Annotated in this window: 24 protein-coding genes, 1 other RNA gene and 2 pseudogenes; 21 read left to right on the top strand and 6 right to left on the bottom strand. The window is 70.5% G+C overall.

Going from position 1 to position 25,360, the window contains the following annotated elements; genetic code table 11:
* The 20 genes and pseudogenes from RN729_RS12540 to dnaJ form a co-directional block, all read left to right on the top strand.
* Nucleotides 1-466 (top strand): annotated as a pseudogene (locus tag RN729_RS12540) (hypothetical protein); the annotation flags it as partial.
* Nucleotides 467-685 carry a 30S ribosomal protein S18 gene (gene rpsR / locus RN729_RS12535; protein WP_310785271.1) on the top strand — a complete coding sequence of 73 codons (219 nt, stop codon included), beginning with the start codon at nt 467-469 and terminating at the stop codon, nt 683-685. It abuts the pseudogene before it with no gap.
* A gap of 12 nt (nt 686-697) precedes the next feature.
* Nucleotides 698-1,633: a DUF2232 domain-containing protein gene (locus tag RN729_RS12530; protein WP_310785269.1), complete on the top strand. Its 936-nt coding sequence runs from the start codon at nt 698-700 to the stop codon at nt 1,631-1,633.
* A 19-nt stretch (nt 1,634-1,652) separates the two neighbouring features.
* Nucleotides 1,653-2,102, top strand: a complete 450-nt coding sequence (gene rplI / locus RN729_RS12525) for a 50S ribosomal protein L9 (protein ID WP_310785267.1) — start codon at nt 1,653-1,655, stop codon at nt 2,100-2,102.
* A 13-nt stretch (nt 2,103-2,115) separates the two neighbouring features.
* Nucleotides 2,116-2,511: a ribosome silencing factor gene (rsfS, locus tag RN729_RS12520; protein WP_310785265.1), complete on the top strand. Its 396-nt coding sequence runs from the start codon at nt 2,116-2,118 to the stop codon at nt 2,509-2,511.
* 53 nt (nt 2,512-2,564) lie between these two features.
* Complete coding sequence (locus tag RN729_RS12515; protein ID WP_310785263.1) at nt 2,565-4,148, top strand: SPOR domain-containing protein; 1,584 nt, start codon at nt 2,565-2,567, stop codon at nt 4,146-4,148.
* Nucleotides 4,145-5,716 carry an SPOR domain-containing protein gene (locus tag RN729_RS12510; RefSeq protein WP_310785262.1) on the top strand — a complete coding sequence of 524 codons (1,572 nt, stop codon included), beginning with the start codon at nt 4,145-4,147 and terminating at the stop codon, nt 5,714-5,716. The genes RN729_RS12515 and RN729_RS12510 overlap by 4 nt, the downstream gene beginning before the upstream one ends.
* A gap of 6 nt (nt 5,717-5,722) precedes the next feature.
* Nucleotides 5,723-9,238 (top strand): chromosome segregation protein SMC, encoded by a 3,516-nt coding sequence (gene smc, locus RN729_RS12505; protein WP_310785260.1) that lies wholly within the window; start codon nt 5,723-5,725, stop codon nt 9,236-9,238.
* On the top strand, nt 9,235-10,074 hold the full coding sequence (locus RN729_RS12500; protein ID WP_310785257.1) for a ribonuclease Z: 840 nt from the start codon (nt 9,235-9,237) through the stop codon (nt 10,072-10,074). The genes smc and RN729_RS12500 overlap by 4 nt, the downstream gene beginning before the upstream one ends.
* Before the next feature lie 112 nt (nt 10,075-10,186).
* Nucleotides 10,187-11,230 (top strand): 3-deoxy-7-phosphoheptulonate synthase, encoded by a 1,044-nt coding sequence (gene aroF / locus RN729_RS12495; protein ID WP_310785256.1) that lies wholly within the window; start codon nt 10,187-10,189, stop codon nt 11,228-11,230.
* Nucleotides 11,231-11,267: 37 nt separating this feature from the next.
* Nucleotides 11,268-11,618 (top strand): annotated as a pseudogene (locus tag RN729_RS12490) (YraN family protein); the annotation flags it as partial.
* 46 nt (nt 11,619-11,664) lie between these two features.
* Nucleotides 11,665-11,760: signal recognition particle sRNA small type (gene ffs / locus RN729_RS12485), an RNA gene on the top strand.
* Between the two features lie 100 nt (nt 11,761-11,860).
* Nucleotides 11,861-13,597, top strand: coding sequence for a DNA polymerase III subunit gamma/tau (dnaX, locus tag RN729_RS12480; RefSeq protein ID WP_310785254.1), 1,737 nt, complete (start codon nt 11,861-11,863; stop codon nt 13,595-13,597).
* An 18-nt stretch (nt 13,598-13,615) separates the two neighbouring features.
* Entirely contained in the window at nt 13,616-13,951 is a 336-nt protein-coding gene (locus RN729_RS12475; RefSeq protein WP_310785253.1) for a YbaB/EbfC family nucleoid-associated protein, read from the top strand.
* Entirely contained in the window at nt 13,948-14,535 is a 588-nt protein-coding gene (gene recR / locus RN729_RS12470) for a recombination mediator RecR (protein ID WP_310785252.1), read from the top strand. Before RN729_RS12475 ends, recR begins: the two co-directional genes overlap by 4 nt.
* Before the next feature lie 5 nt (nt 14,536-14,540).
* Complete coding sequence (locus RN729_RS12465; protein WP_310785250.1) at nt 14,541-14,891, top strand: hypothetical protein; 351 nt, start codon at nt 14,541-14,543, stop codon at nt 14,889-14,891.
* Between the two features lie 47 nt (nt 14,892-14,938).
* A complete protein-coding gene (locus RN729_RS12460; protein WP_343218930.1) occupies nt 14,939-15,517 on the top strand; it encodes a CDP-alcohol phosphatidyltransferase family protein in 579 nt (192 codons plus the stop codon).
* Nucleotides 15,474-15,995 (top strand): CinA family protein, encoded by a 522-nt coding sequence (locus tag RN729_RS12455; protein WP_310785273.1) that lies wholly within the window; start codon nt 15,474-15,476, stop codon nt 15,993-15,995. Before RN729_RS12460 ends, RN729_RS12455 begins: the two co-directional genes overlap by 44 nt.
* A gap of 22 nt (nt 15,996-16,017) precedes the next feature.
* Nucleotides 16,018-16,644, top strand: coding sequence for a nucleotide exchange factor GrpE (locus RN729_RS12450; RefSeq protein ID WP_310785246.1), 627 nt, complete (start codon nt 16,018-16,020; stop codon nt 16,642-16,644).
* A 4-nt stretch (nt 16,645-16,648) separates the two neighbouring features.
* Complete coding sequence (gene dnaJ / locus RN729_RS12445; protein WP_310785244.1) at nt 16,649-17,749, top strand: molecular chaperone DnaJ; 1,101 nt, start codon at nt 16,649-16,651, stop codon at nt 17,747-17,749.
* A 48-nt stretch (nt 17,750-17,797) separates the two neighbouring features.
* Here the strand turns inward: dnaJ and mnmA are convergent, their stop codons facing one another.
* Entirely contained in the window at nt 17,798-18,895 is a 1,098-nt protein-coding gene (mnmA, locus tag RN729_RS12440; protein ID WP_310785242.1) for a tRNA 2-thiouridine(34) synthase MnmA, read from the bottom strand.
* A gap of 12 nt (nt 18,896-18,907) precedes the next feature.
* On the bottom strand, nt 18,908-20,080 hold the full coding sequence (locus RN729_RS12435) for a cysteine desulfurase family protein (RefSeq protein WP_310785240.1): 1,173 nt from the start codon (nt 20,078-20,080) through the stop codon (nt 18,908-18,910).
* 187 nt (nt 20,081-20,267) lie between these two features.
* On the opposite strand from RN729_RS12435, the gene RN729_RS12430 reads away from it, so the two are divergent.
* Nucleotides 20,268-20,561, top strand: a complete 294-nt coding sequence (locus RN729_RS12430) for a hypothetical protein (protein ID WP_310785238.1) — start codon at nt 20,268-20,270, stop codon at nt 20,559-20,561.
* A 16-nt stretch (nt 20,562-20,577) separates the two neighbouring features.
* Here the strand turns inward: RN729_RS12430 and bshB1 are convergent, their stop codons facing one another.
* The 4 genes from bshB1 to RN729_RS12410 all read right to left on the bottom strand — a co-directional run bounded on the left by bshB1 (nt 20,578) and on the right by RN729_RS12410 (nt 25,245).
* Complete coding sequence (bshB1, locus tag RN729_RS12425) at nt 20,578-21,303, bottom strand: bacillithiol biosynthesis deacetylase BshB1 (protein ID WP_310785236.1); 726 nt, start codon at nt 21,301-21,303, stop codon at nt 20,578-20,580.
* 30 nt (nt 21,304-21,333) lie between these two features.
* Nucleotides 21,334-22,632 carry an ABC transporter permease gene (locus tag RN729_RS12420; protein WP_310785234.1) on the bottom strand — a complete coding sequence of 433 codons (1,299 nt, stop codon included), beginning with the start codon at nt 22,630-22,632 and terminating at the stop codon, nt 21,334-21,336.
* 74 nt (nt 22,633-22,706) lie between these two features.
* Complete coding sequence (locus RN729_RS12415) at nt 22,707-23,993, bottom strand: ABC transporter permease (protein ID WP_310785233.1); 1,287 nt, start codon at nt 23,991-23,993, stop codon at nt 22,707-22,709.
* 7 nt (nt 23,994-24,000) lie between these two features.
* Nucleotides 24,001-25,245 carry an ABC transporter permease gene (locus tag RN729_RS12410; RefSeq protein ID WP_310785230.1) on the bottom strand — a complete coding sequence of 415 codons (1,245 nt, stop codon included), beginning with the start codon at nt 25,243-25,245 and terminating at the stop codon, nt 24,001-24,003.
* Nucleotides 25,246-25,360 lie beyond the last annotated feature (115 nt).

Below are 25,360 nucleotides of genomic sequence, written 5' to 3'. Positions count from 1 at the left end.
CCGGTATCTGATCGTGATCCAGGAACATCCGTGGCCGCTTCCCGATCCGGCGCCGACCGCCCCCAAGCCGGAGGAAGACGGCGCAGAGGGAGCCGACGCGGAGGACGCGTCCGAAGCCGAGGAGACGGAGAAGGCGGACGGCGCCGAAGCGGACGGCGCTGACGACGCGGCGGACGGCGCTGACGACGCGGCGGACGAGGCTGACGACGCGGCGGACGAGGCTGACGACGCGGCCGACGCGGCGGACGAGGCCGAAGAAGCCGCCGACGCCGACGAAGCTCCCGACGAGACCGACGCTGAGGCTGAGGCTGAAGCCGCGGACGACGCCGACGACGCAACCGACGAGGCTCCCGCCGAGGCCGAAGCCGCAGCCGAGGCGCCGGCCGACGATGCGGATACCGAGCAGGACGGTGCGGACGCGGACGCCGGGGAACCGGAAGAGTCCGCCGACGCGAAGGAGGAATAGATGGCCTTTCGAAAGGCGTGCCGGTGCTGTGAGACCCGGATCGTCGGCGTGGACTACAAGGATGAACGCGCGCTGGATCGCTATATCTCGGATCGCGGCAAGATCCTGCCGCGGCGAGCCACGGGGTCGTGCGCACGGCACCAGCGGGCGGTGACGGTGGCGATCAAGCGGGCGAGATATCTCGCGTTACTGCCGTACATCCGCGGCTACCACGACTAGTACGACCCCGGCATGGGGCCGCTGAGGGAACGCTGGAGCGGCCTCTGGCCGGCCGCGGGTCTCCTCCTGCTGGTCATGCTGCTGTCGCCGCTGAGTTCGTCGCCGCTCGGGCTCATGGCCATCGTCGGCGTGCCCACAGCCGTGGCGATTCTGACCTTCGAACCGCCCCAGTCCGGGTCGGCCGCCCTGGCGCTGCTCCTTCTGGCCGGGGCGGGGCTCGGGTTTCAGGAGGCAGGGCCGCCGTGGTTCATCGAACGTGGCTGGGCAGTGCTGCTGGCTGGCGGATTCGCCTTCGGCACGGCGCTGGGGCCGGATCGGCCAGTGTTCGACCGGTCGCTGGCGGCGGTCGCGATCGCGGGAGCCACGGTGGCGGCTCTCGCCGTGCTGCGACCCGGACTGCCCGCGGATCTCGACTGGCAGATCACGGCGCAGTTCAGCCGGGCGCTGGCCGTGGTTGATTTCAATGCATGGGGCGGTCGACCGGTGGAAGCGACGGTGCGCGGCATCGTGAGCGCGTGGGAGGCTGTTTACCCGGCCCTGCTCGCGCTCGCTTCGATCTCGGCCCTGGGGGTCGCCGCCTACATCCTCGGGCGAATCCGGGGAGAACGGAGACCGCTTCCGCCGCTGCGGGAGTTCCGGTTCGGCGATCACCTGGTCTGGGTGCTCGTGCTGGGGCTCGCGCTCCTCGTCCTCCCCGCGGGGGCGTGGGCGGAGCGCACGGGCGGCAACATGGTGACGGTGATGGGCGGCCTCTATCTGCTCCGAGGTCTTGCGGTGCTCGTGTGGCTGGGGGCTTCCGTGCTAAGCTCGGGCTGGGCGATCGGCGCGTGGGTGCTCGCGGCGCTGGTCCTCTACCCGGTGACGGCGGGTGCGGCCCTCGTCATGGGAATCAGCGATACGTGGCTGGACCTGCGGTCGCGTCCGGGGATGAAGACGGACGGCGCGTGAGATAAAACTGGAGGGACCGATGGTGGAAGTGATTCTGAGAAAGGACGTCGCGGATCTCGGCCTCGCCGGCGAGATGGTGAACGTGCGGCCGGGGTATGCGCGCAACTACCTGATTCCGCAGGGGATCGCGCTCGCGGCGACGGAGGGGAACCGGCGGCGGTTCGAGGAGGAGCGGCGCCAGATCGAACAGTCCGCCGAGCGGGAGCGCGAAGCGGCCCAGGAACTGGCGGGCGAACTCGAGGGCAGGGCGGTGAGCTTCGTCCGCAGGGCGAGCGAGGGCGGACGTCTGTTCGGTTCGGTCACGGCCGCGGACATCGCGGACGAACTGGAGAAGGAGGGCGTCGCCGTGGACCGTCGCGCGATCCGGCTCGAAGATCCGATCAAGGACCTCGGCGAACACGAGGTCCCGGTGAGAGTCCACATGGACATCGAGCCGACGCTCAAGGTGTCCGTGGTCGCCGAGGAATAGCGGGCCGCAACCGATGACGCACGGTCCGCTCCCGCTGGAAGAAGTGTGGCGCCGGCTCTCTGAAAGGGGAGACCCTTCCCCGGAACTCCGCAGCGTGGCGGAGGCCGCGCTCGAGAGAAACGCGCGCCTCCCGACGATTCTCGATCTGCGGGGGCTGTCCGACGTCACCGACTTCTTCGTCATCGCGACGGGTGACTCCGACACGCACGCCCGAGCGATCAGCGAGAACATCCTCGATCGAACGCGCGAGGACGGGTTCCGTCCCGTCGGCGTGGAAGGGCTGAACAAGGGTCGCTGGGTGCTGATGGACTACGTGGGTCTCATCGTACACGTCTTCCTGGGCGAGGTCAGGGAGTTCTATCGGCTCGAGCGGCTGTGGGGCGACGCCCCTCTCTTTGAACTGGAGTGAACCGGGCTCGTGGCCGTTCCGTGACCGGAGGTACGGCGCTAGCTTGGAGGGCCATGAATCGTTCTTCCTCTCGCTTCGTCGTGTGCGGGGCGAAGTTGCCGGCTGCGCTCCTTCTCGTGCTGGGTGTCGGGGGTGCGTCGGGCGCCTGCGGAAGCCCCCCGGAAGATCAGCCCGCCCCCCTCGAAGGCCCGACTCTCGTCTCCGGCACGTCGTTCGAGCGGTACGGACTTCTCGTCATTCCGCGCGGCGGCGGAGTCGCGGAGTTCCGTTCGATCGAGAGCCCGTCCACCGTGCGCTGGACCGGACGCCTGTCGCTTGAAGGCGTCACGGCGGCCCATTCGCTCGGTTCGGCCGCCGTGCTGCGGCGGGGGAGGCAGCTTCGCCTCTACACGACCTCGCCGGTGGAGGCCGAGACCCCGCTTCCCGACGTATCCGCCGAGGCGCGCTGGATCCCGTCTCCCGCCGGGGGCGCCTTCGTGTCCGGGGACCGGATCCTCGCCGTCACCCTCACCGGCACCGCGGAGGTCACGGCCGACGGTGCCGTGCACTGGGCGGCCCCCGCCGCCGGAGATCGGGTCGTCGCCCTCGTCGAAGGGGCGAACGGAGCTGAACTCGCGGTATGGGAAGCCGGGGAATCGCGGCCCGCGACGACGCGGGAGGTCGGTACGAGAGGCCCCGTCGCGCTCGCGGGCTGGGGTCGGACGATCGTGACGGCGTCCGGGGATGGCCGGGGACTCACGGAGTGGTCGATACCCGGGCTCGAGCCGGCCGAAGGGGCGGAGATCGGCGGCGCGCCGTCGGCTCTGGCCATCTCCCCCTCGCAGCACCGCGTGTTCGCGGCGTCGGTCGACCGGCCGCGCTTCACGGTCATCGATCGCTACGACTGGCGCGAACTCGGGTCGTCGCGGCTGGAGGCGCCCCTCGAGGCGTTGCGGCCGGGCATGACGGGAGACCGGCTCGTCGCCTGGGATGGCTCGAACGCGTGGTCCGCGAGGGCGGGGAAAGCCGGTTTGGACGCAGTGCCGGGACAGTGGCGGGCGGACCTGCCGCTCGCGCTTCCGGGTGGAGCGGTCCTGGTGTCCGCGGAGAGCGGCCTCGGCCTCCTTCGCCCGGACGGCGGAGTCGCCGCCGTGGAGGGCCCCGCCGACGCCTGGTGGCTCCCGTTCCGCTGGGGGCGTCGCCTGCCCGTCGCGTCCGCCGCCGTCGTGCCGGAGGACACGCTGGAAGATGCCGAGGAGGCACTGGACGCACTTGCCGACAGTGTTCCGCCCGGCCGCCGCATCGGACTGTTGACGGTGGGGAGGGTCGGGAGGACGACGGACGGGAGCCCGGCACTCCTCGATGATCTCGCGCCTGCTCCGCTGCCGGAGCTTCCCGGCGGCTTCTACGCCGTCGCGCTCTCCTCGCGGCAGGCGGCGGCGCTCGGGCAGATGCGCGAACTCCTCGACGCCTCGGGCTACTCGACGCACGTACTGCGGCGGGTGGATGAGGCGGGCGACATGTGGCATCGGCTCCTCGTCGGCCCGTACGAGACGCAGTCCGACGCGGAGGGCGCGGCACTCGAGTTGCGGCGGGAGAGAGGGATCGACGCGTGGATTCACGAGGAGGGAGATGAGGCGATGAGGCGAGGCCCGTGAGCGCCGCCGCCGTCCCGTTCACGTGGGAACTGCCCGCGGATGCGCGGATCGTGGCGCTCGTCTTCGAGCATTCGGAGGCCGGGCGGAGCGCGACGGTCGTCGATACGATCGCGACCTCCATCGCCCGCCGCCGGGGGCGGACGCTCGTACTGAATTCCGAATCCGCGCCGTCGCCCCTCGATGAGCTGGCCGGCGCGCCCGAACGGGCCGAGTCCCGCGGCATGGCGGAGTTCCTCGCGGGCCAGTCCCGGCTTGCCCGCGTGGCCGTGCGGCGCGCGGACTGCCCCTACGTATACCTGCCGGCGGGACAGGTGCCGGAAGGCGTCGTCGGTCTGCTGGAATCGCCCGCGCTCGCGCGCTTCGTTTCCCGCGTTAAGGAGGAGGACGGGACGCTCTTCATCGTCATGTCCGAACGCGGGCAGCCCTCCCCCGGCCTGATCGATCTCATCGACGGGTACATCGCCGTGGGAAGCGTTCCCCTCGAGGACCACGGCATGCCGTGTTACGGCCACGTACCCTTCGAGTCGAGCGTGGCGCCCACACCAGCTCCGGGGTCCGAGCCGGCGCCCGCGGAAGACGCGGCCAAGCCCCGGCCGGAGCCCGCGCCCGCGCGGGAGTCCGTGAAAGACGTCGCCGAACCCCTGCCGGAGCCCGCGCCCACGGCGGCCGCCGAGGCCGATCCGGAGTCCGGGCCCGACCCGGCGCCGGTGGACTCTCCACCGACACCCGGGAAAGCCCGGCACCGCCGCCCGCGTGGGCCGCTCGTCGCGGCGCTGGCGATCGCGGCGTTGGCGGTCGGGAACTTGTGGGCGTACAGGAACGGGTGGTTCGACAACGCGATCTCCCGTGTCGGGTCGATGATCGCGGCCCGGAATGAGGCTCCGGCGGAGGTTCCGGCGGCGGAGACGACGCCCGTGGAGGACGGCCCGGCCGCCGAAGACCCGGGCACGCCGACGGACCTGCCGGAGGGCGCCGCGCTGACGGCTCCGCCGGAGATCGCGGCGCCGGCCTCCATTCCGCCGCCGCCGGACGAGTCTGCGGTCGCAGCCGCCTTCCAGTCGGCCGCCGAACGGCCCTACTCCGTCCTCCTCGGGAGCTTCAGCGATCCGGCCGAGGCGGCGGAGCGCGTGGCGGAAATCCGGACACTTCACGGAGGCGTGCTGTACTTCATGGCCCCCACCACGATCCGGGAGGTCCGGTATCAGCGGATTCTCGCCGGGGCCGTCGCGAGCGAGGCGGAGGCTTCCGCCCTCATGGACGAACTCGCGGCGGTGGGCGTGGCCCAGGAGGCGAGTGCATGGCTCCTCCGCCCCGTGCGACTCGCGTACGATCTCGGCGTGTTCACGGATCGCGCGGGGATGGAGGCGCGGATTGCCCAACTCGCGTCGGTCGGCATCCCCGCGTACAGCCTGGAGACGGCACTCGACGGCATGCCGGTCTTCAGGGTGTACGGCGGCGCGTACGAGAACGAGGCGGCGGCCACCCCCATGAGCGATGCACTCGACGCCGCCGGCGAAAGCGCGCCACTCATCGTGAGACGCGGCGCCGCCACTCCTTCAACCCCCTGAGCGCGCTTGAAGATCAAGGCCCTGACGCTGCGCGGATTCAAGTCGTTCGCCGACCGGACGCGGATCGAGCTGCACCAGGGCATCACCGCTGTCGTCGGCCCGAACGGCTGCGGAAAATCGAACCTCTCCGACGCGCTGCGCTGGGTTCTGGGGGAACAGCGTCCCACCGCCATCCGAGGGTCCCGCATGGAGGAGGCGATCTTCGGAGGCACGGAGGCGCGCCAGCCCATCCACCGGGCGGAAGTCCTGCTCGAACTCTCGAACGAGGACGGCGTGCTTCCGGTGCCGTATGCCGACGTCGCGATCGGCCGCACGGTCTACCGCGGAGGCGAGAGCGAATACACGCTCAACGGAACGGCCTGCCGGCTCAAGGACATCCTGGACCTGTGCCGGGACACCGGGCTGGGCTCGAACGCCTACGCGATGATCGAGGGCCGCATGGTCGACGCGATCCTCTCGGACCGCGCCGAGGAGCGCCGGACGCTGTTCGAGGAAGCGGCGGGGATCGGGCGCTACAAGGACCGCCGCCGGATCGCGATCCGGCGGCTCGAGCAGGCGGACAGCGATCTGCAGCGGCTCGAGGACGTGCTGATCGAGGTGGGGTCCAAGGTCCGCTCGCTCGCGCAACAGCGCGGACGGGCTGAGCGCCACGCGAAGCTGCGGGCCCGGCTCCTGCAACTCGAGGTCGCCGTCGCGGACGCCCGACTTGAGGAGACGACGCGGCGGCTGGCCGAGGCACGCGCGGAACTCGAGCGCCTTGAGCCGGATACGGGGCCGGACCATGTGGATCTGGGTACGGCGGAGACCCGGGCGGAAACGCTTCGCCTGGAGTACACGGACATGGAGCGGGAACGGGCCGGTGTCGCACGGCGCCTTGAGGAGGCCAGGCGCGCCGTGGAGGAGCTGGAGCGTACCCGCCTCCTCGCCGGGGCGAGAGCTTCGAGCGCGCGCGACCGGCTGGCGACGCTCGAGGAGGAAGTGCGCCGGAACGAGCGCCGGCGCGAGGACCTCCGGGAACGGGTGGGGCAGGCGCGATCCGCCCTGAAGGAGGGGCAGTCGCTCGCCGCCGAGGGCGCCGCTGAAGCGGCTCAACTGGAGCTTCGGGCGGAGGCTCTGGCCGAGACGGCCCGCGACGCCGCGCGCGCGCGCGGTGCCGCGAGGGAAGCGGTCGAAGAGGCGCGCCGCGAGGTGGAACGCTGGCGCCTCGAACTCAGCGTGAAGGAGGTGCGGGCCCGCGACCGCAGCGAGGAACTCGAGCGGCGACGGCCCGCCCTCGACGCGCTTGCGGCCCAGGAGGACGGACTTCGGGCGGAGGCGGAGCGTGCGTCGGGACGCGAGGCGCAGGCGGGCCGGGCTCAGGAGGAGGCGCGCGACCGGCTGCGAACGGCGCGTGAGGCCGCGTCCTCCGCGGACGGGGCGCTGAGCCGGGGCCGCGAGGAAGCGGCCGACCTCGAGGGACGCCTCGCCGCCGCGCGCGCCCGCGCCTCGAGTCTCGGGTCTCTGGTGGGGTCGAGCGCGCTGCTCCCCGAAGCCGTGGCCCAACTGCTGAAGGACCGGAGCGCGATCCCCGGGCTCCACGGCGCACTGTCGGAGTTCATGGAAGTGTCCGCTCCCTGGGCGGCGGCGGTCGAGTCTCAGCTCGGCCCGTACCTGCACGGCGTCGTCGTGCGCGACGTGGCCGCGGTCCGGGCGGTCGAGGCGTGGCTCGAACGCCGGGACGGAGAGGAAGGCCTCCTCGTGCTCCCGCTCGATCCGGGCCCGCTCCCGGGGCCGGCTGAGGCCGCCGCGCCGCTCATGCGACACGTCGACGCGAAGGGGGCCGGCGCGGTCTGGGTGAAGGCGCTCCTCGCCGGCATCGAGGTCGCGTCGAGCGGTGACCTCACGCCGCGCCCGCACCCCTGGGTGGATTCCGAGGGGCGGCGCCAGGATCGGTTGGGCGGCGTCTACGTGGGAGGCCCGACCTCGGAGGGGCTCCTGAGCCGGCGAGCCGAACTTCAGGCACTCCGCGCGGAAGTGGAGGCGCTGGAAGCGGACCGCGTGCGGTCGCGGGAGGCGGTGGAGGCGTCGGGGGCCGGAGCCGCCGAGGCGCTCGCGCAGGTGAACGCGCTGCAGCGCTCGGTGTCCGATGCCGAGGCGGCGCGCCGCGAAGCCGAAGCCGACCGGACCTCCGCCGAGGCGCGGCTCGTCCGGCTGGAAGATGAGCGTCGCGAACTCGCCGGCCGGATCGAACAACTGGAAGCGTTCAGCGACGATGAGGTGTCGCTCTCGGCGGACGACGACGCCCGCGGCGGGGAACTCGACGGGAAGGTTTCGCGACTGTCCTCCGCATACGCGGATGCGCGAGAGAAGGCCGATGCCGCCCGTGCCGCCGCCGACACGGGGAAGGCCGAACTGCACGACGCGGAGCTTGCGCAGGCGCGGCGGGAGGCCGAGGTCGAGAACCGCCGCGGAGTGGAGGGCCGCCTCGCGGAGGCCGCCGACGACGCGGAGGAGCGGTCGCGGACGCTGGCGCGGGAGGTGGATGGGCTCCACGTCCTGATCGCGGAGAGTCAGGCGCAGTCGGAGGAGGTGGAGGCGTCCATCGGTGCCGCGCTCGAAACCAGGACCCGGCGTGAAGCGAATCTCGCCGCGCTGGAGCGCCGAATCGCCGAACGCCGCGCACGGCTGGACAGACTCGAATCGGAGCTGAGCGAGGCGCGTCGGCTCGAGCGCGAGCGCGTGAACGCCCGGCATCGGCTCGAACTGGAAGTCACGCAGCTCGAGGCCGGGGAGTCCGCGATTCGGGGCCGCGTGGAAGCGGAGTGGGACGCGCCGCTCGCGGAACTCCGGGAACGCGTCGACCCGGTCGACGATGCCGAGCCCGCCGAGTGGGAACCGGAGCTCGAGCGCGTGCGGCGCTCCATCGCCCGCATCGGCCCGGTGAATCTCCTCGCGCAGCAGGAATACGAGGAAGAACAGAAGCGTCTCGAATTCCTGACGGGACAGCGCGACGACCTGACCCGCGCGCGAGACGACCTCCGCACCTCGATCCGACGCATCAACCGGGAGGCGACCTCCGCGCTCATGGAGACGTTCGAGCAGGTCAGGACGAACTTCCACCGCACCTTCGATTCCCTCTTCGAGGGCGGACAGTGCGACCTCAAGTTCGAGAATCCCGACGATGCCCTGGATTCCCCGATCGAGATCTCGGCCAGCCCCCGCGGCAAGAAGACGCAACGGATTCACCTGCTCTCCGGCGGTGAACGGGCCCTGACCGCGCTCGCCCTGCTGTTCGCGATCTACCTCGCGAAGCCGAGCCCGTTCTGTCTGCTTGACGAGGTCGACGCGCCGCTCGACGAGACGAACATCCTCCGGTTCGTCGGCATGTTGAAGGAATTCAAGGAGGAGACGCAGTTCATCGTCATCACGCACAATCCGCGGACCATCGAGAACGCCGACTGGATCTACGGCGTGACGATGCAGGAGGCGGGCGTCTCGTCGATCGTCGGCGTGGAGTTCAACTCCGCCACGCAGGTGGCGTGAACGAGGCGGAACCCGCGCGAGACGCGCCGGACGGCGCGGCGGCGGATGAACTCATCGTCGTCGGGTGCGGGACCGTCGTCCCGGAAGCGGACCGGGCGGCCTCCTCCTACTGGGTCTCGTCCGCTGACCCGGAATCCGCGGCACGCATGCGCGTCCTCTTCGACTGCGGCCCCGGAGCACTGCAGGCGCTGGCCCGGCTCGGCCTCCCGTGGGGGAAGATCACCGACCTCGCGATCACCCACTTTCACGCGGATCACGTCGGCGCGCTCCCGGGACTCTTCTTCGCGCTGAAACACGGTCTCGCCCACCCCCGCACCCGGCCGCTCACGGTGTGGGGGCCCGCGGGCACGCGCGGGTTCCTCGAGAAGCTTGCCGGCGCCTGCGGGGACTTCGTCCTGGATCCCGGCTTCCCCGTCCTCGTCGAGGAACTCCCGCCGGGGGAGGTGCGCGAGCTGAGCGGAGGTCCGCGGCTCGAAGCCCACAAGACGCCGCACACCGCGGAGAGCGTCGCGTGGCGCCTCGATGGCGGGGCGTTCAGCTTCGGCTACACGGGCGATACGGGGCCGTCCACGGAACTGGGGTCGTTCATGCGCGGCGTGAACGCCCTCGTCTGCGAGTGCTCGCTCCCCGATTCGCAGGCGACGGACAACCACCTGTCGCCCGCGCGCGTCGCCGAGCTGGCGGCCGTCGCGCGCCCGCGTCTTCTCGTGCTCACGCACATCTACCCGCACCTCCGCACGGGTCACGACGTTCCCCGTCTCGTGGCCGAGGCCGGATACGCCGGCGCTACGTGCGTCGCGAGGGAGGGACTCGGCGTCTCGTTGACGAACGGGTGACGCCAGTGGAGTATCCTGCTCCTGCCGGCGCCGCGGGGAGCGGACCGGGGAGTCACGGCCCTGCCGCGCCGGGAGCGTGCGCAACGGGCGAAATCCACCCACAGGGGGACCAATGCTGGTGGTCATGAAGCACGGCGCCACGGACGGGCAGGTCGAGGACGTGGTCCGCGCGATAGAGGATATGGGATATCGGGCCCGGCCCATGCCGGGCGCCCAGCGCACGACCGTGGGTCTGGTCGGCAACGATGGGCGCGTCGAGGAGAGCCGGCTCGTGGGGATCGAGGGCGTGCTCCGCGTCATCCACGTGTCGCCCCCGTACAAGCAGGTCAGCCGGGAGTGGTGGCCCGAGGACACGATCGTCGAACTGTCCAACGGCGTGCGGATCGGCGAGGAGGACGTCGTCGTCATGGCCGGTCCGTGCTCCGTGGAATCGCGCGAACAGATTCTGGAGACCGCGCACCGGGTCGCGGAAGCCGGGGCGACCGCGCTACGCGGCGGAGCCTTCAAGCCGCGGACCTCGCCCTATTCGTTCCAGGGGCTGGGGGAGGAGGGACTGCAGTTGCTCGCCCGCGCGCGGGAGGAGACCGGCCTCGCCGTCGTCACCGAGGCGCTGGACACGGAGAGCATGGGCCTCGTCGCGGAATACGCCGACGTCATCCAGATCGGCGCGCGGAACATGCAGAACTACTCGCTGCTGCGGGCGGCGGGCCGCGCCGGCAAGCCGGTCCTCCTCAAGCGGGGGATGTCCGCGACGATCAAGGAGTTGCTGCTCGCTGCGGAGTACATCGTGGCCGAGGGCGAATCGCGCGTGATGCTGTGCGAGCGCGGCGTCCGCAACTTCGACACGCACGCGCGGAACCTCTTCGACCTCACCGCCATCGTGACGATCCACGAGTTGTCGCACCTCCCGATCGTCGCGGACCCCAGCCACGGCACGGGGGCCCGGTCGAAGGTCGGACCGATGGCCCGCGCCGCCGTCGCGGCGGGCGCGGACGCGCTCATCCTCGAAGTCCATCCCGATCCCCCGACGGCGGCATCGGACGGCCAGCAGTCTCTCACGTTCGAGCAGTTCGACGCGCTGATGGTCGAGCTTCACGCCATCGCGGACGCCATCGGCCGGCGGATCGCGCGCGCTCCGGTCCCCGCCCACGGCTGAAGGGGCCCGGGGCGCCCGGCCCCCGACGAAGCGCGGCCTCGGCAGCCTCGGCGAGCGAATCGCCGCGCGCCACCTGGCGGACGCGGGATATGAGATCCTCGACCGCAACTGGCGCGTGGGACGGCTGGAGATCGATCTCGTGATCCGGGACGGGGACACGGTGGCCTTCGTCGAAGTGAAGACCCGCCGCCCCGGCGTGCAGGCGCCCGAGGAGGCGCTCTCCCGCGCCCAGCGCGGCAGGATCCGCCGCGCGGCCGGAGCGTGGCTCAGCCGCCATCCGGGCGCCGCCGCGGAGGCCCGCTTCGACATCGTCGCGGTGGAGGTCGATCGCCGCGGAACGTCCCGGGTCCAACACATCCCGGAAGCCTTCTATGGCGACGATACATGACGGTTTTTTCTGGCCGCTGCTCCTGCGGGCCGATAAGATAATGGTGCCCCAGGCCCGTGGGGCCGGAGCGCGTAAATCCCGTCAGGACCGTGAAGGTAGCAGCGGTAAGCGTGTGACGGTCGCCACGGCCCGCCTGGGGTCGTTCGCCCGACGCCGGCGGCGTCCTCGCGTCGCGAGACGCGGGCGCCCTCAGACCCGAAGGAGTCGAACCCGGCCGGGGCCGTGACCCCCGGCCGACCCAGATGGCTCACGAGCCCTTGTACCGCACCGCGCTGGCCAGAACCTACCGGCCCCGACGCTTCTCGGAGCTGGTCGGACAGGACCACATCGGGTCCACGCTGAAGGCCGCCATCGAGTCCGGGCGCGTCGGCCACGCGTATCTTTTCTGCGGCCCGCGCGGGGTCGGGAAGACGACGACGGCGCGCATTCTCGCGATGGCCCTGAACTGCCCCGACCGCTCCGGCGGCGAACCGTGCGGCACGTGTCCCTCGTGCGAGCGGATCTGGTCCGGCGGCGCCTCGCTCGATGTCGTGGAGATCGACGCGGCGAGCCACCGGGGCGTCGAGGACGCGCGGGACCTCCGCCGCCGGGCCGCCTACGCGCCCACGAGCGAGGAGCGCTACAAGGTCTACATCCTCGACGAGGCGCACATGCTCACGCGCGATGCGTGGAATGCGCTTCTGAAGATCCTCGAGGAACCGCCGCCACGCGTGATCTTCGCCTTCGCCACCACCGAGCCGCAGAAGATCGAGCGCGGCGCGGCTCCCGTCATGTCCCGGTGCCAGCGATTCGACTTCCGGCGGGTCTCCGTCCGCGACATCGCGGGCCGGCTGGAGACGGTGCTCGAGGCGGAGGGCATCGCGGCCGAGTCGGCGGCGTTGCGGGCGATCGCGCGCCGGGCCGAAGGCGGCGTCCGCGACGCGCTTTCGTCCCTCGACCAGGTGCTCTCCTTCCGTGGCGACGCGGTGGAACTCGCGGACGTCGGCCGCATGCTCGGGCTCGTCGACGAAGATCGATACCTGGCGTTCTTCGAGATTGCGGCGAACGGGGATCGGGCCGGGGTGTTCGCCTTCGTCCAGGACCTCCTCGACGATGGGCACGACCCCGCGGAGTTTCTGCGCGGACTCGGCGACGCGCTGCGCACCCTCCTGGTGCTGAGGCTCGATCCGGACGCCGAGGCGGTCGAACTCCTGCCCGAGTCGCGGGGGCGTTTCCTCGCCGCCGCCGAGGCCCTGGTGCCGGCGGACCTGCTTAGGATGCTCGCCGCCCTCAGCGAATTCGAGGCCTCCGGCATGCTCCACCGGTCCTCCCAGCCGCGCATCCAGCTCGAGGTCCTGCTCCTGCGTCTCGTCCGCATGGAATCGACCGTCGAACTCGAGGAACTCCTGGCGGCCCTCGGCGCCCCCGACGGCGAGCCCGCGTCCCGGACGCGAACGCCGAACCCGCCCCGGCACCAGCGCGAGAAACGTCCTTCTCGGCCCGCTCCCGCTTCCGCGGACCGGTCGCCGGCCCCGCAGCCCGCGCCCTCCGCGGCGCCCCCGCAGCGCGCGTCGGCCCGGCAGTCCGCGCCGCCCCCGCCGCCGCCCGCCGACGCCGGAGAGACGGCGCCGTCATCCCCCGTCCGCGATGCGTGGGCGGCGGCGGTCGCCGAGACGCAGGGGCTGGGCGGCATGTCCGGGCTGGCTCTGCGCGGCACCGAGGTCGCCGGCCTCGTGAAGGACGAGCTTCGGCTCCGGGTCCAGGCCGGGTGGCGCGAGGAGCTTGAGGAACTGCTGAAGGACGATTCGCGTTCCGGCGCCCTCCGCGCGAATCTCGCGGAACGCCTGGGACTGCCGACCGTCAGATTCGCGATCGTCGACCACAAGGGCGGCCGCATGACCGCCGGGGAAGCGGCCCGGACGCGGGTCGAGCGGCTGCTGGACGGAAACCCGCAGCTGCGGGAAGCCGTGAAGGAACTCGACCTCACCCTGAAGGAGTAGGAGAACAGGAGAATCGGAGTGGACGGCGTAAACATCCAGCAGTTGATTCAGCTCAGTCAGCAAATGCAGTCGCGCATGAGCGAGATGCAGGAGAAGCTCGAGCGCGAGACGATGGTCGCGGCTTCCGGCGGCGGGATGGTGGAGGTGACGGTGGATGGCCAGGGGAACATCAAGGGCGTCTCCATCGACCCCGCCGTCGTGGACCCGGAAGAGGTCGAGATGCTCGAGGACCTCATCGTCGCCGCGGCCTCCGCGGCGCAGCGGCGGGCGAAGGACCGAATGGAGAGTGAAATGCGTCAGGCTGCGGGAGGCCTGCCGCTGCCGGGTCTGGGCAACATCCTCGGCGGTCCGTGAACGCCATCGAAGCGCTCGTGGGCGAATTCGGCCGGCTCCCCGGGATCGGTCGCAAGACCGCGCGGCGCCTCACGTATCACCTTCTCAGGAATTCGAAGGACGATACCCGGCGCCTGGCACGGGCCCTGGAACGGATCGCGGCCGAGGTCCGCGTGTGCGGCATCTGCGGCAACCTCAGCGACATGGACCCGTGCGAATACTGCAGCAGTCCGAGGCGCGACCCGGCGCAGGTGTGCGTCGTGGAGGAGGCCTCGGACATTCCGGCGATCGAGAACTCGGGGAACTTCGCGGGGCAGTATCATGTACTTGGCGGACGGTTGTCCCCTCTCGATGGGGTGGGGCCCGATGACCTGAATATCCGGGCCCTGCTTCGGCGTCTCGACACCCCGATCCGGGAGGTGATCATCGCGACGAACGCGAGCGTCGAGGGAGAGGCGACGGCGACGTACCTGCAGCGCCTGCTCGCCTCGGCCGCCGATGTCACGGTCACACGCCTCGCGCGCGGGCTGCCCGTGGGGGGGGACCTCGAGTACGCCGACGGAGTGACGATCGCCGAAGCCTTCGCCGGCCGACGGGAGATGTAGCAGCGATGACGACTCGAATCGAATACGAAGATGCGGACCGCCGTTCCGCGACGGGCTGGAAGATCGCGGCCGCGGCCCTGCTGGGCGCCGCCGCGGCCGTCGGCCTCGGGATCTATCTCGCGCGGGATCAGATGCGCCGCCACCGGCGCGAACTGTTCAGTCCGCATCCGCTCCGGCGCCTGGCCGCCCTCGGATACCTGAAGTCGCACCCGTCCGTGGACGATCTGCCGCTGTTGAGAGATTATCTGGCATGGGAGGAGCGACCGCTCCTCCGCAAGCGCGCGACGGCGGTTCTGGAGAGTCTCGAGAGCGTGCTCGCGAGCGACGAGGTCCTGGAGAGCGGAGACCCACACTGAATCTCCCGAACACGATTACCACGGGCCGGATTCTCGCGGCTCCCGTCGTGACGGCGCTGCTCCTGCAACCTCGTCCGGCGCCGCGCATGATCGCGTTCGTCGTGTTCGTCCTCGCCGCGCTCTCGGATCTGTGGGACGGACACCTGGCCCGAGCCCGCGGCGAGGTGACCTCCTTCGGCAAGATCGTCGACCCGCTGGCGGACAAACTGCTGCTCGTCGCCGCCCTCATCCCCGTCTACAGCATCAATCTCGGGCAGGCGGGAAGCCCGTCTCTCCCCCTGTTCCGCGTCATTCCGCTCTGGGCCATTGTCATCTTCCTGGGGCGCGAGGCGCTGATCACGCTGCTCCGCTCCTTCGCCGCGCGGCGCGGGCGGATCGTCGCGGCGCAGATCCTGGGAAAGAGGAAGGCGCTCGCGCAGAACATCTTCATCGGCTCCGCGATCCTCTGGGTCGCGTTCCTGACGCCCGGCTTCGTGGCCCCCGGCGGCCGGGCGTGGCAGTGGTTCTCCGCCTTCCACGGATGGTTCACGACGACCTTTCTCACCCTCGCCGTGTTGCTCACCCTGGCCTCCGCCGTGACCTATCTGGGCACGTTTTCGCGCCTCATGGCGGGTCGCCATTCGTAAGGGCGGTCCGTCGCTGGTCGAGGCCGCCGCGACGCTCATCGAAGGCCTGCGGGAGAGGGGTCACACCCTGGTGCTCGCCGAGAGTTGCACGGGCGGCCTGATCGGCGCCGCCCTCACGGCTGTACCCGGAGCGTCGAAGGTTTTGTGGGGTGGGCTGATAAGCTACGATGACGACGCCAAAAGGGAGCTGCTGAAGGTGTCGGAGGCGTCGCTCCACCGGTACGGCGCCGTTTCGCGGGCGGTGGCGGAGGAGATGGCCGCCGGGGCGCGGCGCGTGGCGGAGAGCACCTGGTCCATCGCCGTCACGGGAATCGCCGGGCCCTCGGGGGGATCCGCCGAGAAGCCCGTGGGCACGGTGTGGATCGCCCACGACGGCCCCTCCCGCGACGCGCGGTGCCACCGCTTCGGGGGGAGCCGGGACGAGATCCGGGAAGCTGCCGCGCTGGAAGCGATGCGCTGGCTGGATTCGCGGCTTTGACGAGCACACTCGAGGATATTCGATGGGAACGAGGGATCTGGAACAGGAAATGGAGAGCGCGCCGCCGGAGGATACCGCTCCGGAGGACGTCGCTCCGGAGGCCGCCGGCGACGCCGCCGAGCCCGATGCGCCTGCGCCGGAGACTCCCGGGCACGTGGACGAGGTCGGTCCGCCCGAGTCCGGCGAGGATCTCGGGCCGGCGGAGGAACTCGCGGCGCTGCAGGACCGCCACCTCCGGCTCGCCGCGGAGTTCGACAACTTCCGGCGCCGGACGAGGGGCGAGTTGGGCGATGCGGGGGAGCGGGCGCGCGCGGAACTCGCCGGCAAGCTGCTCGAAACGATGGATGACCTGCAGCGCGTGGCCGACACGCCGCTCGAGGGCACGACGACGGAGGCCCTGCACGAGGGGATCGGGCTCGTGGCCCGGAAGTTCGCGAAGGTCCTCTCCGACAACGGCGTGGAACCGGTGAACCCCGTAGGCGAGCGCTTCGATCCCAACCTCCACGACGCTCTGATGATGACCCCGACGGACGACCCGGAGCAGGACGAACTCGTGTCGCACGTCGTCCTGATCGGATACCGGCTCGGCGACCGGCTGCTTCGCCCCGCGCGCGTCACGGTCTACCGCCACGAAGCGGAAGCTTCCTGATCCGATGGCGACGCAGGCGAAGGATTACTACAAGATTCTCGGGGTCGCGGAGAACGCGAGCGAGGACGAGATCCGGAAGGCCTACCGCAAGCTCGCGAAGGAGCACCACCCGGACGCGAACGCGGGCGATCCGAGGTCGACGGAGAAGTTCAAGGAGGTATCGGAGGCGCACGGCGTCCTCTCCGATCCCGACAAGCGCAAGAAGTACGACCGCGTGCGGAAGTACGGCGGCCTCGGCGCATTCGGGCCCGGCCAGCCGGGCGGAGCCCCCGGCGGCGCGGGCAACTTCAAGTTCGAGGATCTGTCCGACCTGGGCGGCATCGGCGGCATCTTTTCCTCGATCTTCGATTTCGGGAAGAAGGCGAAGCCGGAGAGCAAGGGGCCGAAGCGGGGCCGCAACGTCGAATACCTGGTCACGGTGCCGCTCCGCACGGCGGCGCGGGGCGGCCGGGTCGCGGTCACGGTGCCGATCAACGAGGAGTGCGCGACGTGCGACGGGGATGGCGCCGCTCCCGGCACGTCGCTGGTACGCTGCGCCGAGTGCGATGGCAAGGGCGAGGTCACGTTCGGGCAGGGCGGGTTCTCCGTCACGCGCCCGTGCCCGGTGTGCATGCGCCGAGGGATGGTGCCGGAGACGCCGTGCTCGAGCTGTTCCGGGCGCGGCCAGGTGAACACGCGGCGCAAGCTCAGCGTCAAGGTGCCCGCGGGGGTGGAGAGCGGCTCGCGCGTCCGCATCTCCGGCAAGGGCGAACGCGGTCCGGGCGGCGGCCCCGCAGGCGACCTCATCATCAAGTTCCAGGTCGACCCCGACCGCTTCTTCACCCGCGACGGGCTCGACCTCGCCTGCGAGGTGCCGATCAACGTGGCGCAGGCGATCCTCGGCTCGAAGGTGAAGGTGAGGACGATCGGCGGGAACAAGGTCGTGCTCAGAATCCCGCCGGGCACGCAGAGCGGCACCACGTTCCGGATAAGGGGCCAGGGCATCCGGCGCGGCGACAACCGGGGCGACCAGCTCGTCAAGGTCGTCGTGGAAACGCCCGACCTCTCCGGCGAGGGCCTGAAGACGGTCCAGGATCTCGCGAAACAGGAGGGCCTCTCCTACTGACCCGCGCCCCGCGCCTTGGCGCTGGCCGCCAGCGCCTTGCGCCGGCCGTCAGTTTGAGACGATGACGCCGCCGCCGAGGACGAGATCGTCCCGGTAGAGCACGGCGCTCTGGCCCGGCGTGATGGCCGACTGCGGCACGGGCAGCTCCAGCGAGAAGCCCGTCGGCGTCGCCTCGATGACCTCCGCCTCGACGATCGCGGCACCATGCCGGATCCGCACCCCGATGCGCTCGCCCCCGTCGGGAGGCTCGGCCAGCCAGTTCGCACCCTCGGCGCCGATGCGCGAGCGGGCCAGGGAGGCCCGCGGCCCGATGATGACGTCGCGCGACTCCGGCCGGATCTCGAGCACGAACATCGGTTCGGGAAGGCCGCCCGGGAGCCCCTTGCGCTGTCCCACGGTGTAGTGTGCGTAGCCCGGGTGCTCGCCCGCATCGGAGCCGTCCTCGAAGCGGATGGCGCCGGGTGAGAGGGCAGGGTGGTCCTCCGGCAGGTACCGGCGCAGGACCCCGGCGTAGTCGTTGTCGGGGACGAAGCAGATCTCGAACGACTCCGGCTTGTCCGCCGTGTCGAGGCCGAGCCGCCGCGCCTCCGCGCGGACCTGTGGCTTCGTCAGCTCGCCGACCGGCAGGAGCAGACGGTCGAGCGCCTCGCGGGGCATCCCCCACAGGAAGTACGTCTGATCCTTGTGGTCATCCGCGCCGAGGTGGAGTTCCGGAGGGCCGGAGCGGGGTCGGACCACGCGCGCGTAGTGCCCCGTCGCCAGCCAGCGGCAGTCCAGCGCGTCCGCCCGCACGAGGAGGTCCCGGAACTTCGTGAAGCTGTTGCAGCGGACGCACGGGATCGGTGTGCGGCCGGCCGCGTACTCCGACACGAAGTCGTCGATCACGTCGCGCGTGAACTCCTCCTCCACGTCGAACACGTGGTGCGGCATGTCGAGCTGGGCGGCGACGGACTTGGCGTCCGCGATCCCGTCGAGGCCGCAGCAGGTGCGCGTGGGGCCCTCGCTGCCGGTGTAGCAGAAGGTCTTCATCGTCACGCCGATGATCGGGCGGCCCTCGCGCGCCAGCAGCGCCGCGGTGAGCGACGAGTCCACACCGCCCGACATGGCGACGAGCACGGAGTCCGCGAGGCGGTTCGGGGCGATCATGGATGCGCGATCTCAGGCCGTGATGGCGACGACCCGCGCGGCCACCCGGGCCAGCGCATCCGCCGCCGCGTCGACGTCCGCCCGGGACGTGTCGTGGCCGAAGCTGAAGCGCACGGCCGCGTACGGGACGTCGCTGGTGATCCCGATCGCGTCCAGCACGTCGGAGCCGACGCTCGAGTCGGAACCGCAGGCCGATCCGCCCGAGGCCGCGATCCCCTCGAAATCGAGGGAGACGAGCACGGCTCCGCTGTCACACCCCGGGATCCCGATGCTGACGAGATTCGGCATCCGCAGCGGCGCGTCGCCGGCATGGATCCGGGCGTCGGGGATCTCCGCGCGGATCCGCGCCTCGAGGTGATCCCGCAGCGCAGTCCAGCGTGCGACCTCTGCCTCGCGGTCCTCGAGCGCGAGCGCGAGTGCGGCCGCGAAACCCGTCGCGCCGATCGGGTTCTGCGTGCCCGGCCACATGGACCGTTCCTGGCCGCCCCCGTAGCTCAGCGGCTCAAGCGTCACCCCCGGGCGCAGGTAGAGGAGGCCGATCCCCACGGGCCCGCCGAGCTTGTGCGCCGTAGCCGAGAGAAGATCGACCGGCGTCCGCTCCAGATCGCAGTCCACCTTCCCCAGGGCCTGCACGGCGTCCGTGTGTACGAGCGCCCCGTACTCGTGGCCCAGCTCGACGATCTCCCCCATCGCCTGGACCGTGCCGATCTCGTTGTTCGCCCACATCACCGAAATCAGCGTCGGCGCGTCCGGGTCCGCCGCGAGTTCCCGCCGCAGCCATCCGAGGTCGATCGTCCCCGACCCGTCCACGGGAATCCGCGCCACGCGGGCTCCCTCCACCGCGCCGCGGTCCCCCGCCTCGAGGCATGCCTTGTGCTCGATCTCGGACACGAACACGCGCGGACTCCGCCCCGGATTCGACCGCACGAAGCCGAGGATCGCGAGGTTGTCGGACTGCGTGCCACCGCCCGTGAAGTAGATGGATGACCGCGCGCACCCGAGCAGATCCGCGATCCGCCCGCGCGCGACCTCGAGGCAGCGATGGGCCCGCCGTCCCGGGGCATGGGCGCTCGCGGGATTGAAGCCGTGCCGCAGCTCCGCTCCCATCGCCTCCCATACCTCCGGCCGCATGGGCCAGGTCGCCGCGTAGTCGAGGTAGAGTCTCTCTTCTTCCCGCTGTGTCATCGTCGTTTTCGGTCCGGATTCGCCCGTCGAGCAGAGAGCGTCTATTGTGTCGAAGCTTCAAACAACGCCGCAACTCGGGATGGAGTACATGGAGCCACCACGTTCCGCGCCGGGGCCGACCCCCCCGGCGCCAAGCCCCACAGGGCCCACGTCCGACGAGCAGAGCATACCACCGCTCGGGGCCCCGGTGTTCCGCACCACCGTACACGGACTCGCTTTCGAAGACCGCGCCCGCCACCTCGACACGGTAAGCCCGCAGGAGGAACTCCTCCTCATCCCCGACCCGCCCGGAGGCGAACCCGACGATGTCTGGGTCCACATCCGCGATGGCGATCCGGTCGGCCACCTCCCGAGGGAAATCGGCGCCTGGCTCGCCCCCTGGATGCGGCGCGGCGGCGCGGCACGCGTGCAGGTGATCAAGGTGGGCGCCGAGTCGGTCCCGAGCTGGAAGCGGCTCCTCGTCGAGGTTCGCTGCGGCTGACGGCTCCAGCGCCTTCTTACAACGAGCGGACTCCGAGGCGTGTGACATCGCTCACGCGCATCGTCTCATCCGTATGGAACGGTTCCCCGTGCGGCGCCCGGACCAGCGAGCCGTAGTGCCGCGACGCTGTCTCGATGCGTTCGACGAGCGGCTGTCCGGTGGGGAAGATCTCGCCCGCCGCCGTCGAGCCCTCGAACTGTGACGCGTAGCACCGCACCGCCTCGACCTTGCGCTGGAACTGCTCTTCGGTGAGCGGGACGACGAAGGTCGGTTTCACCGCGTCCTCCCGATACGCCATGGCGTAGAGGATCTTCTCCGGCCGCCGCCCCGGGCCGCCTTCGTACTCCCGCAGTCCCGCGAGGAAACAGGCATCGCGGGCGAGCTCGGAGGCGACCCGATGATCCGGATGACGGCCGCGCGGATACGGCAGGATCACGGTCGCCGGAGCGAGGTCCCGCAGGTGTCCGACGACGATCCGCCGCGCCTCCTGCGAGTTCTCGAGTCGCGCATCCGGGAGCCCGGCGTTGACCCGGACCCCGACGCCCAGCGCCGCCGCCGCCTGGTCCGCCTCCTCCGCCCGCAACTCCGGAGTCCCGCGCGAGGCCATCTCGCCCCGGGTCAGGTCCAGGATCCCCGTCCGGTATCCCTGTTCCGCGGCACGGGCCAGCGTCCCGCCGCAGGTGAGTTCCGCATCGTCCGGATGCGCCGCGATCGCAAGGAGGTCCAGAGATTGTTCGGTCATCGGGCGGTCAGCCGCTCGCCTTTCGGTCGCCTACTCGTAGCGCAGCGCTTCGATCGGATCCAGCGCTGCGGCCCGCGAAGCCGGGTAGAGTCCGAAACCGATCCCGGTGAGCACCGATGCCGCAAGGGCCGCCACGATGGACCACAGTGGCACGACGGCCGGGAGCGGCGTGAGCGCGTTCACGACCCAAACGATTGCGCCGCCCATCAGCATCCCGGTCGCTCCGCCCAGCAGCGTGAGCGTGGCCGCCTCGACCAGGAATTGCCACATGATGTCCCGCCGCCGTCCGCCCATCGCCTTCCGCAACCCGATCTCCCGCGTCCGCTCCGTCACGGAAATCATCATGATCCCGATCACGCCGACCCCCCCCACCATGAGCCCGATGCTCGACAACCCGAGCATCGCCGCAAACAGGACGTTTGTCAGTTGACCCCAGAGATTCAGCAATTGCTCCTGGGTCAGCACCGCGAAGTCGTCCTCCTCGGCTGGCTCCAGTTGGCGAAGCTGCCGCATCCGCGCGTGCGTCGCGTCGCGCGCCATCTGAAGGTCGGCTTCGGGTTCCGGCCGCACGATGATGCTGACGGCCCGGTCCCAGACGGGCAGCAGCTTGTCCGCGCTCGCGAACGGTACCCACACGTAGTGCGACGCGAGGCCGGCGAACAGGTTGGCCGGCACGCGGTACACGCCGACCACGCGGAACATGGCTCCGCGGCTGCCTTCGCCGATCCGGATCTCGCGGCCGAGCGGATTGAGCGACCCGAACAGGTCGGCCGCCACGGTGGAATCGATCACGGCGACGGGCGCCCGCCGCTCGGCCTCGGGGTGCGTGAACCAGCGGCCCGAGATGAAGTCGCCGCTGTAGATCTCGAGATAGTCGGCCCCGACCCCGTAGAACGAGATCTCGACACGATCCGATCCGACGCTCGCCTCGAAGGCCCCCGGACCGAAATCGCCGGTGAGTTCGACGAACGGAGATGCGCTCCGGATGCCCGGGATGCGTCCGAGGTCCCTGGCCCACCGCGGATCGAGGGGTTTGTTCCGGAACAGGTCCGGCTCCTCCTCGCCCAGAGGGCCGCCACCGAAGCCCCCCGACGTGAAGTCCCAGTGCGCCACGTAGAACGTCTCGACGCCGTTCGGCGACATCGCGTCTTCGAAGCTCTTGTTGATGCCGGTGATCGCGGCCGCCATCACCATGACGACGAGCACGCCGATGGTGACGCCCAGGATCGTGAGGCCGCTCCGAACCTTGTTGGCGCCGATCGAGTCGAAGGCGACCGCGATCCCTTCGGTGACCGTTGACAAGAAGCCCATGCCGCCACGAGCGGTCATACGCGCCTCCCCATCGCCCGCGGCTTCCGTCGCGTGCCGGAGTCAGGTCGCGCGTTTAACGCCGCGGGAGAGGACTACTCGTAACGCAACGCGTCGATGGGGTCCAGACCCGCGGCCCGGGAGGCCGGGTAGAGTCCGAAGCCGATACCGGTCAGAATCGAGGCCGCCAGCGCGGCCACGATCGACCACATCGGCACGACGGCGGTGAGCGGCGTGGCCTGGTTCACGATCCACACGAGCCCGCCTCCGAGCACCATCCCCGTCGCCCCGCCGAGCAGCGTGAGCGTGGCCGCTTCCACGAGGAATTGCCACATGATGTCCCGGCGGCGTCCGCCCATCGCCTTGCGGAGCCCGATCTCGCGGGTCCGCTCCGTGACGGAGATCATCATGATGCCGATGACGCCGACACCACCGACCATGAGCCCGATGCTCGACAGGCCGACCATGGCGGCGAAGAGCACGTTCGTCAGCTGGCCCCAGAGCGCCATCATCTGATCGGGAGTCATGATGGCGAAGTCGTCTTCCTCGCCGATCTGCAATCCCCGCAACTGCCGCATACGGGCGCGGGTCGCGTCGAGCGCGGTTTGCAGCTCCGTCTCCGGTTCCGGCCGCACGACGAAGCTGATCTGCCGATCCCATACCCGCAGCAGCTTGTCGGCCGTCGCAAAGGGCATCCACACGTAGTGCGAAACCAGGCCGGCGAAGAGATTGGCGGGCACCCTGTAGATGCCGACCACGCGGACCCTCGCGTTCTCGCTGCCCCGGCTGACGCGGATGTCCCGTCCGATCGGATCCCGCGTGCCGAACAGCTCCACCGCCGTGGCCGAGTCGATCACGGTGACCGCAGCGCGCCGGTCGGCCTCCGACTGCGTGAACCAGCGGCCCGCGATGATATCTCCGCCCGAGATCTCGATGTAGTCGGCGCCAACTCCGTAGAGTCCGATCTCGACCCGGTCGCCGCCGGAGGAGGCCTCGTATCCCGACCCCGCGAGGTCCACGATCGGCGCCGCGCTCCGGATCCCCTCGATCCGGCCCAGTTCCTTCGTCCATTCAGGCTCGAGCGGAGGGTTCTTGAAGAAGGCGTCCTCGCCTTCCTCCAGCGGACCGCTGATCTGCATGGAGGAAAAGTCGAAGTGCGCCACCCAGAAGGTCGTGACCCCCTCAGGGGCCATCAACTCCGAGAAGCTCCGGTTGATCCCGGTGATCACCGCCGCCATGACCATGACGACGAGGACTCCGATCGTCACCCCGAGGATCGTGAGACCGCTCCGTACCTTGTTCGCCCCGAGCGAGTCGAAGGCGACGGCGATCCCCTCGGTGACCGTCGCGATGAACCCCATGCCGCGCCCGCGCCCGCTCATCGCAGCCTCACTCGAACCTGAGGGCTTCGATCGGGTCGAGCCGCGCCGCCCGATACGCCGGGTAGAGTCCGGAGGCGATTCCGACGCCGAGCCCGAGCATTAGGGAGATGATCATCGCCGGAACCGAGACCGCTGTCGGGAGCGACCAGAGTCGCTCGATTATGAACGCGAGCCCGAATCCGGTCCCGATGCCGAGCGCCGCCCCCACGATCGAGAGCGTCGACGCCTCGGTCAGGAACTGAAAGAGGACGTCGCGGCGCCGAGCTCCGAGAGACTTGCGGAGCCCGATCTCGCGCGTCCGGTCCGTGACCGAGAGCAGCATGATGTTCATGATCACGATGCCGCCCACCACGAGCGAAATCCCGACCAGCCCGGGGAGCGCCGTCATCAGCACCCGGTTGATCGTCTCCCACGCATCGAGCAGCCCGCTCGACGTGTCGATGCCGAAATTGTTCGGTTCGGAGGGCCGCAGGCGCCGGTTGGAGCGCATCGCGCCCTCCACCTCCGCCATGGCCGGCTCGAGTTCGTCGATCGATCCCATCTTGACGGTGATCCCGTCGACCTCCAGCCGCCGACGCGCCACCGTGCGCTGAAACGTCTCGAAGGGAACGAGTATGGCCGCATCGCGCAGATTCCCCACAAAGCCACCCTCGGCCTCCAGCACGCCGACGACCCTGAAGCCGTGCCCGCCCGCCCGGATGCGCTTGTCGATGGGCGATGTCGTGGGGAAGAGCCGTTCGGCGATCTGGGCGCCGATGACCGCGACGGGAAGCGCCTGCTGGTCATCGATCGGCGTCAGCCCCCGCCCATCCACCACCTTCCACCCCTGGACCGCCTCGTATTCCGGCGAACCTCCGACCATGAGGACATTGCGTCGCTCGTACTGCCCGTAGCGAGCCGAGCCCGCGACATCTCGCGCGTAGTAGGCCAGGTATTGGGCGTCGGGCGCCGCGTCTCGCACGACCGCCACGTCCTCCATGGTGAGTTGGGGATTGCGGCGCTGCCGGCGTCGCTCGGCCTCATCGATGCGACCAGTGGTGATCTGCGGACGCCGCACGACCGTGAACGTATTCACGCCGAAGAGGGAACCCGCGAAATCGTCGCGCACATAGCTGTTCAAGCCCTCAACGATCGTGATCACGGCGATTAGAAACGTGATCCCGATGATGATGCCGAGGAGCGCGAAGAACGACTTCAGCTTCTGCGTCCATACCTGTTGCAGCGACAGGCGAATGCCCTCCCAGAATCTCATCGGCGGAGCGTCGCGCGGCCGCTAGCGGCCGCCATCGGCGGGCGGCGTGGGCGGGGGCGCCCAGGGGTTCGAAATGGGACGCCGCGTTCCCGGGGCGGGAGGCGCGGCCTCCGGC

The organism is Candidatus Palauibacter polyketidifaciens, from assembly GCF_947581785.1.
Taxonomy (GTDB): domain Bacteria; phylum Gemmatimonadota; class Gemmatimonadetes; order Palauibacterales; family Palauibacteraceae; genus Palauibacter; species Palauibacter polyketidifaciens.
This window is presented reverse-complemented; position numbering and strand designations above follow the sequence as displayed.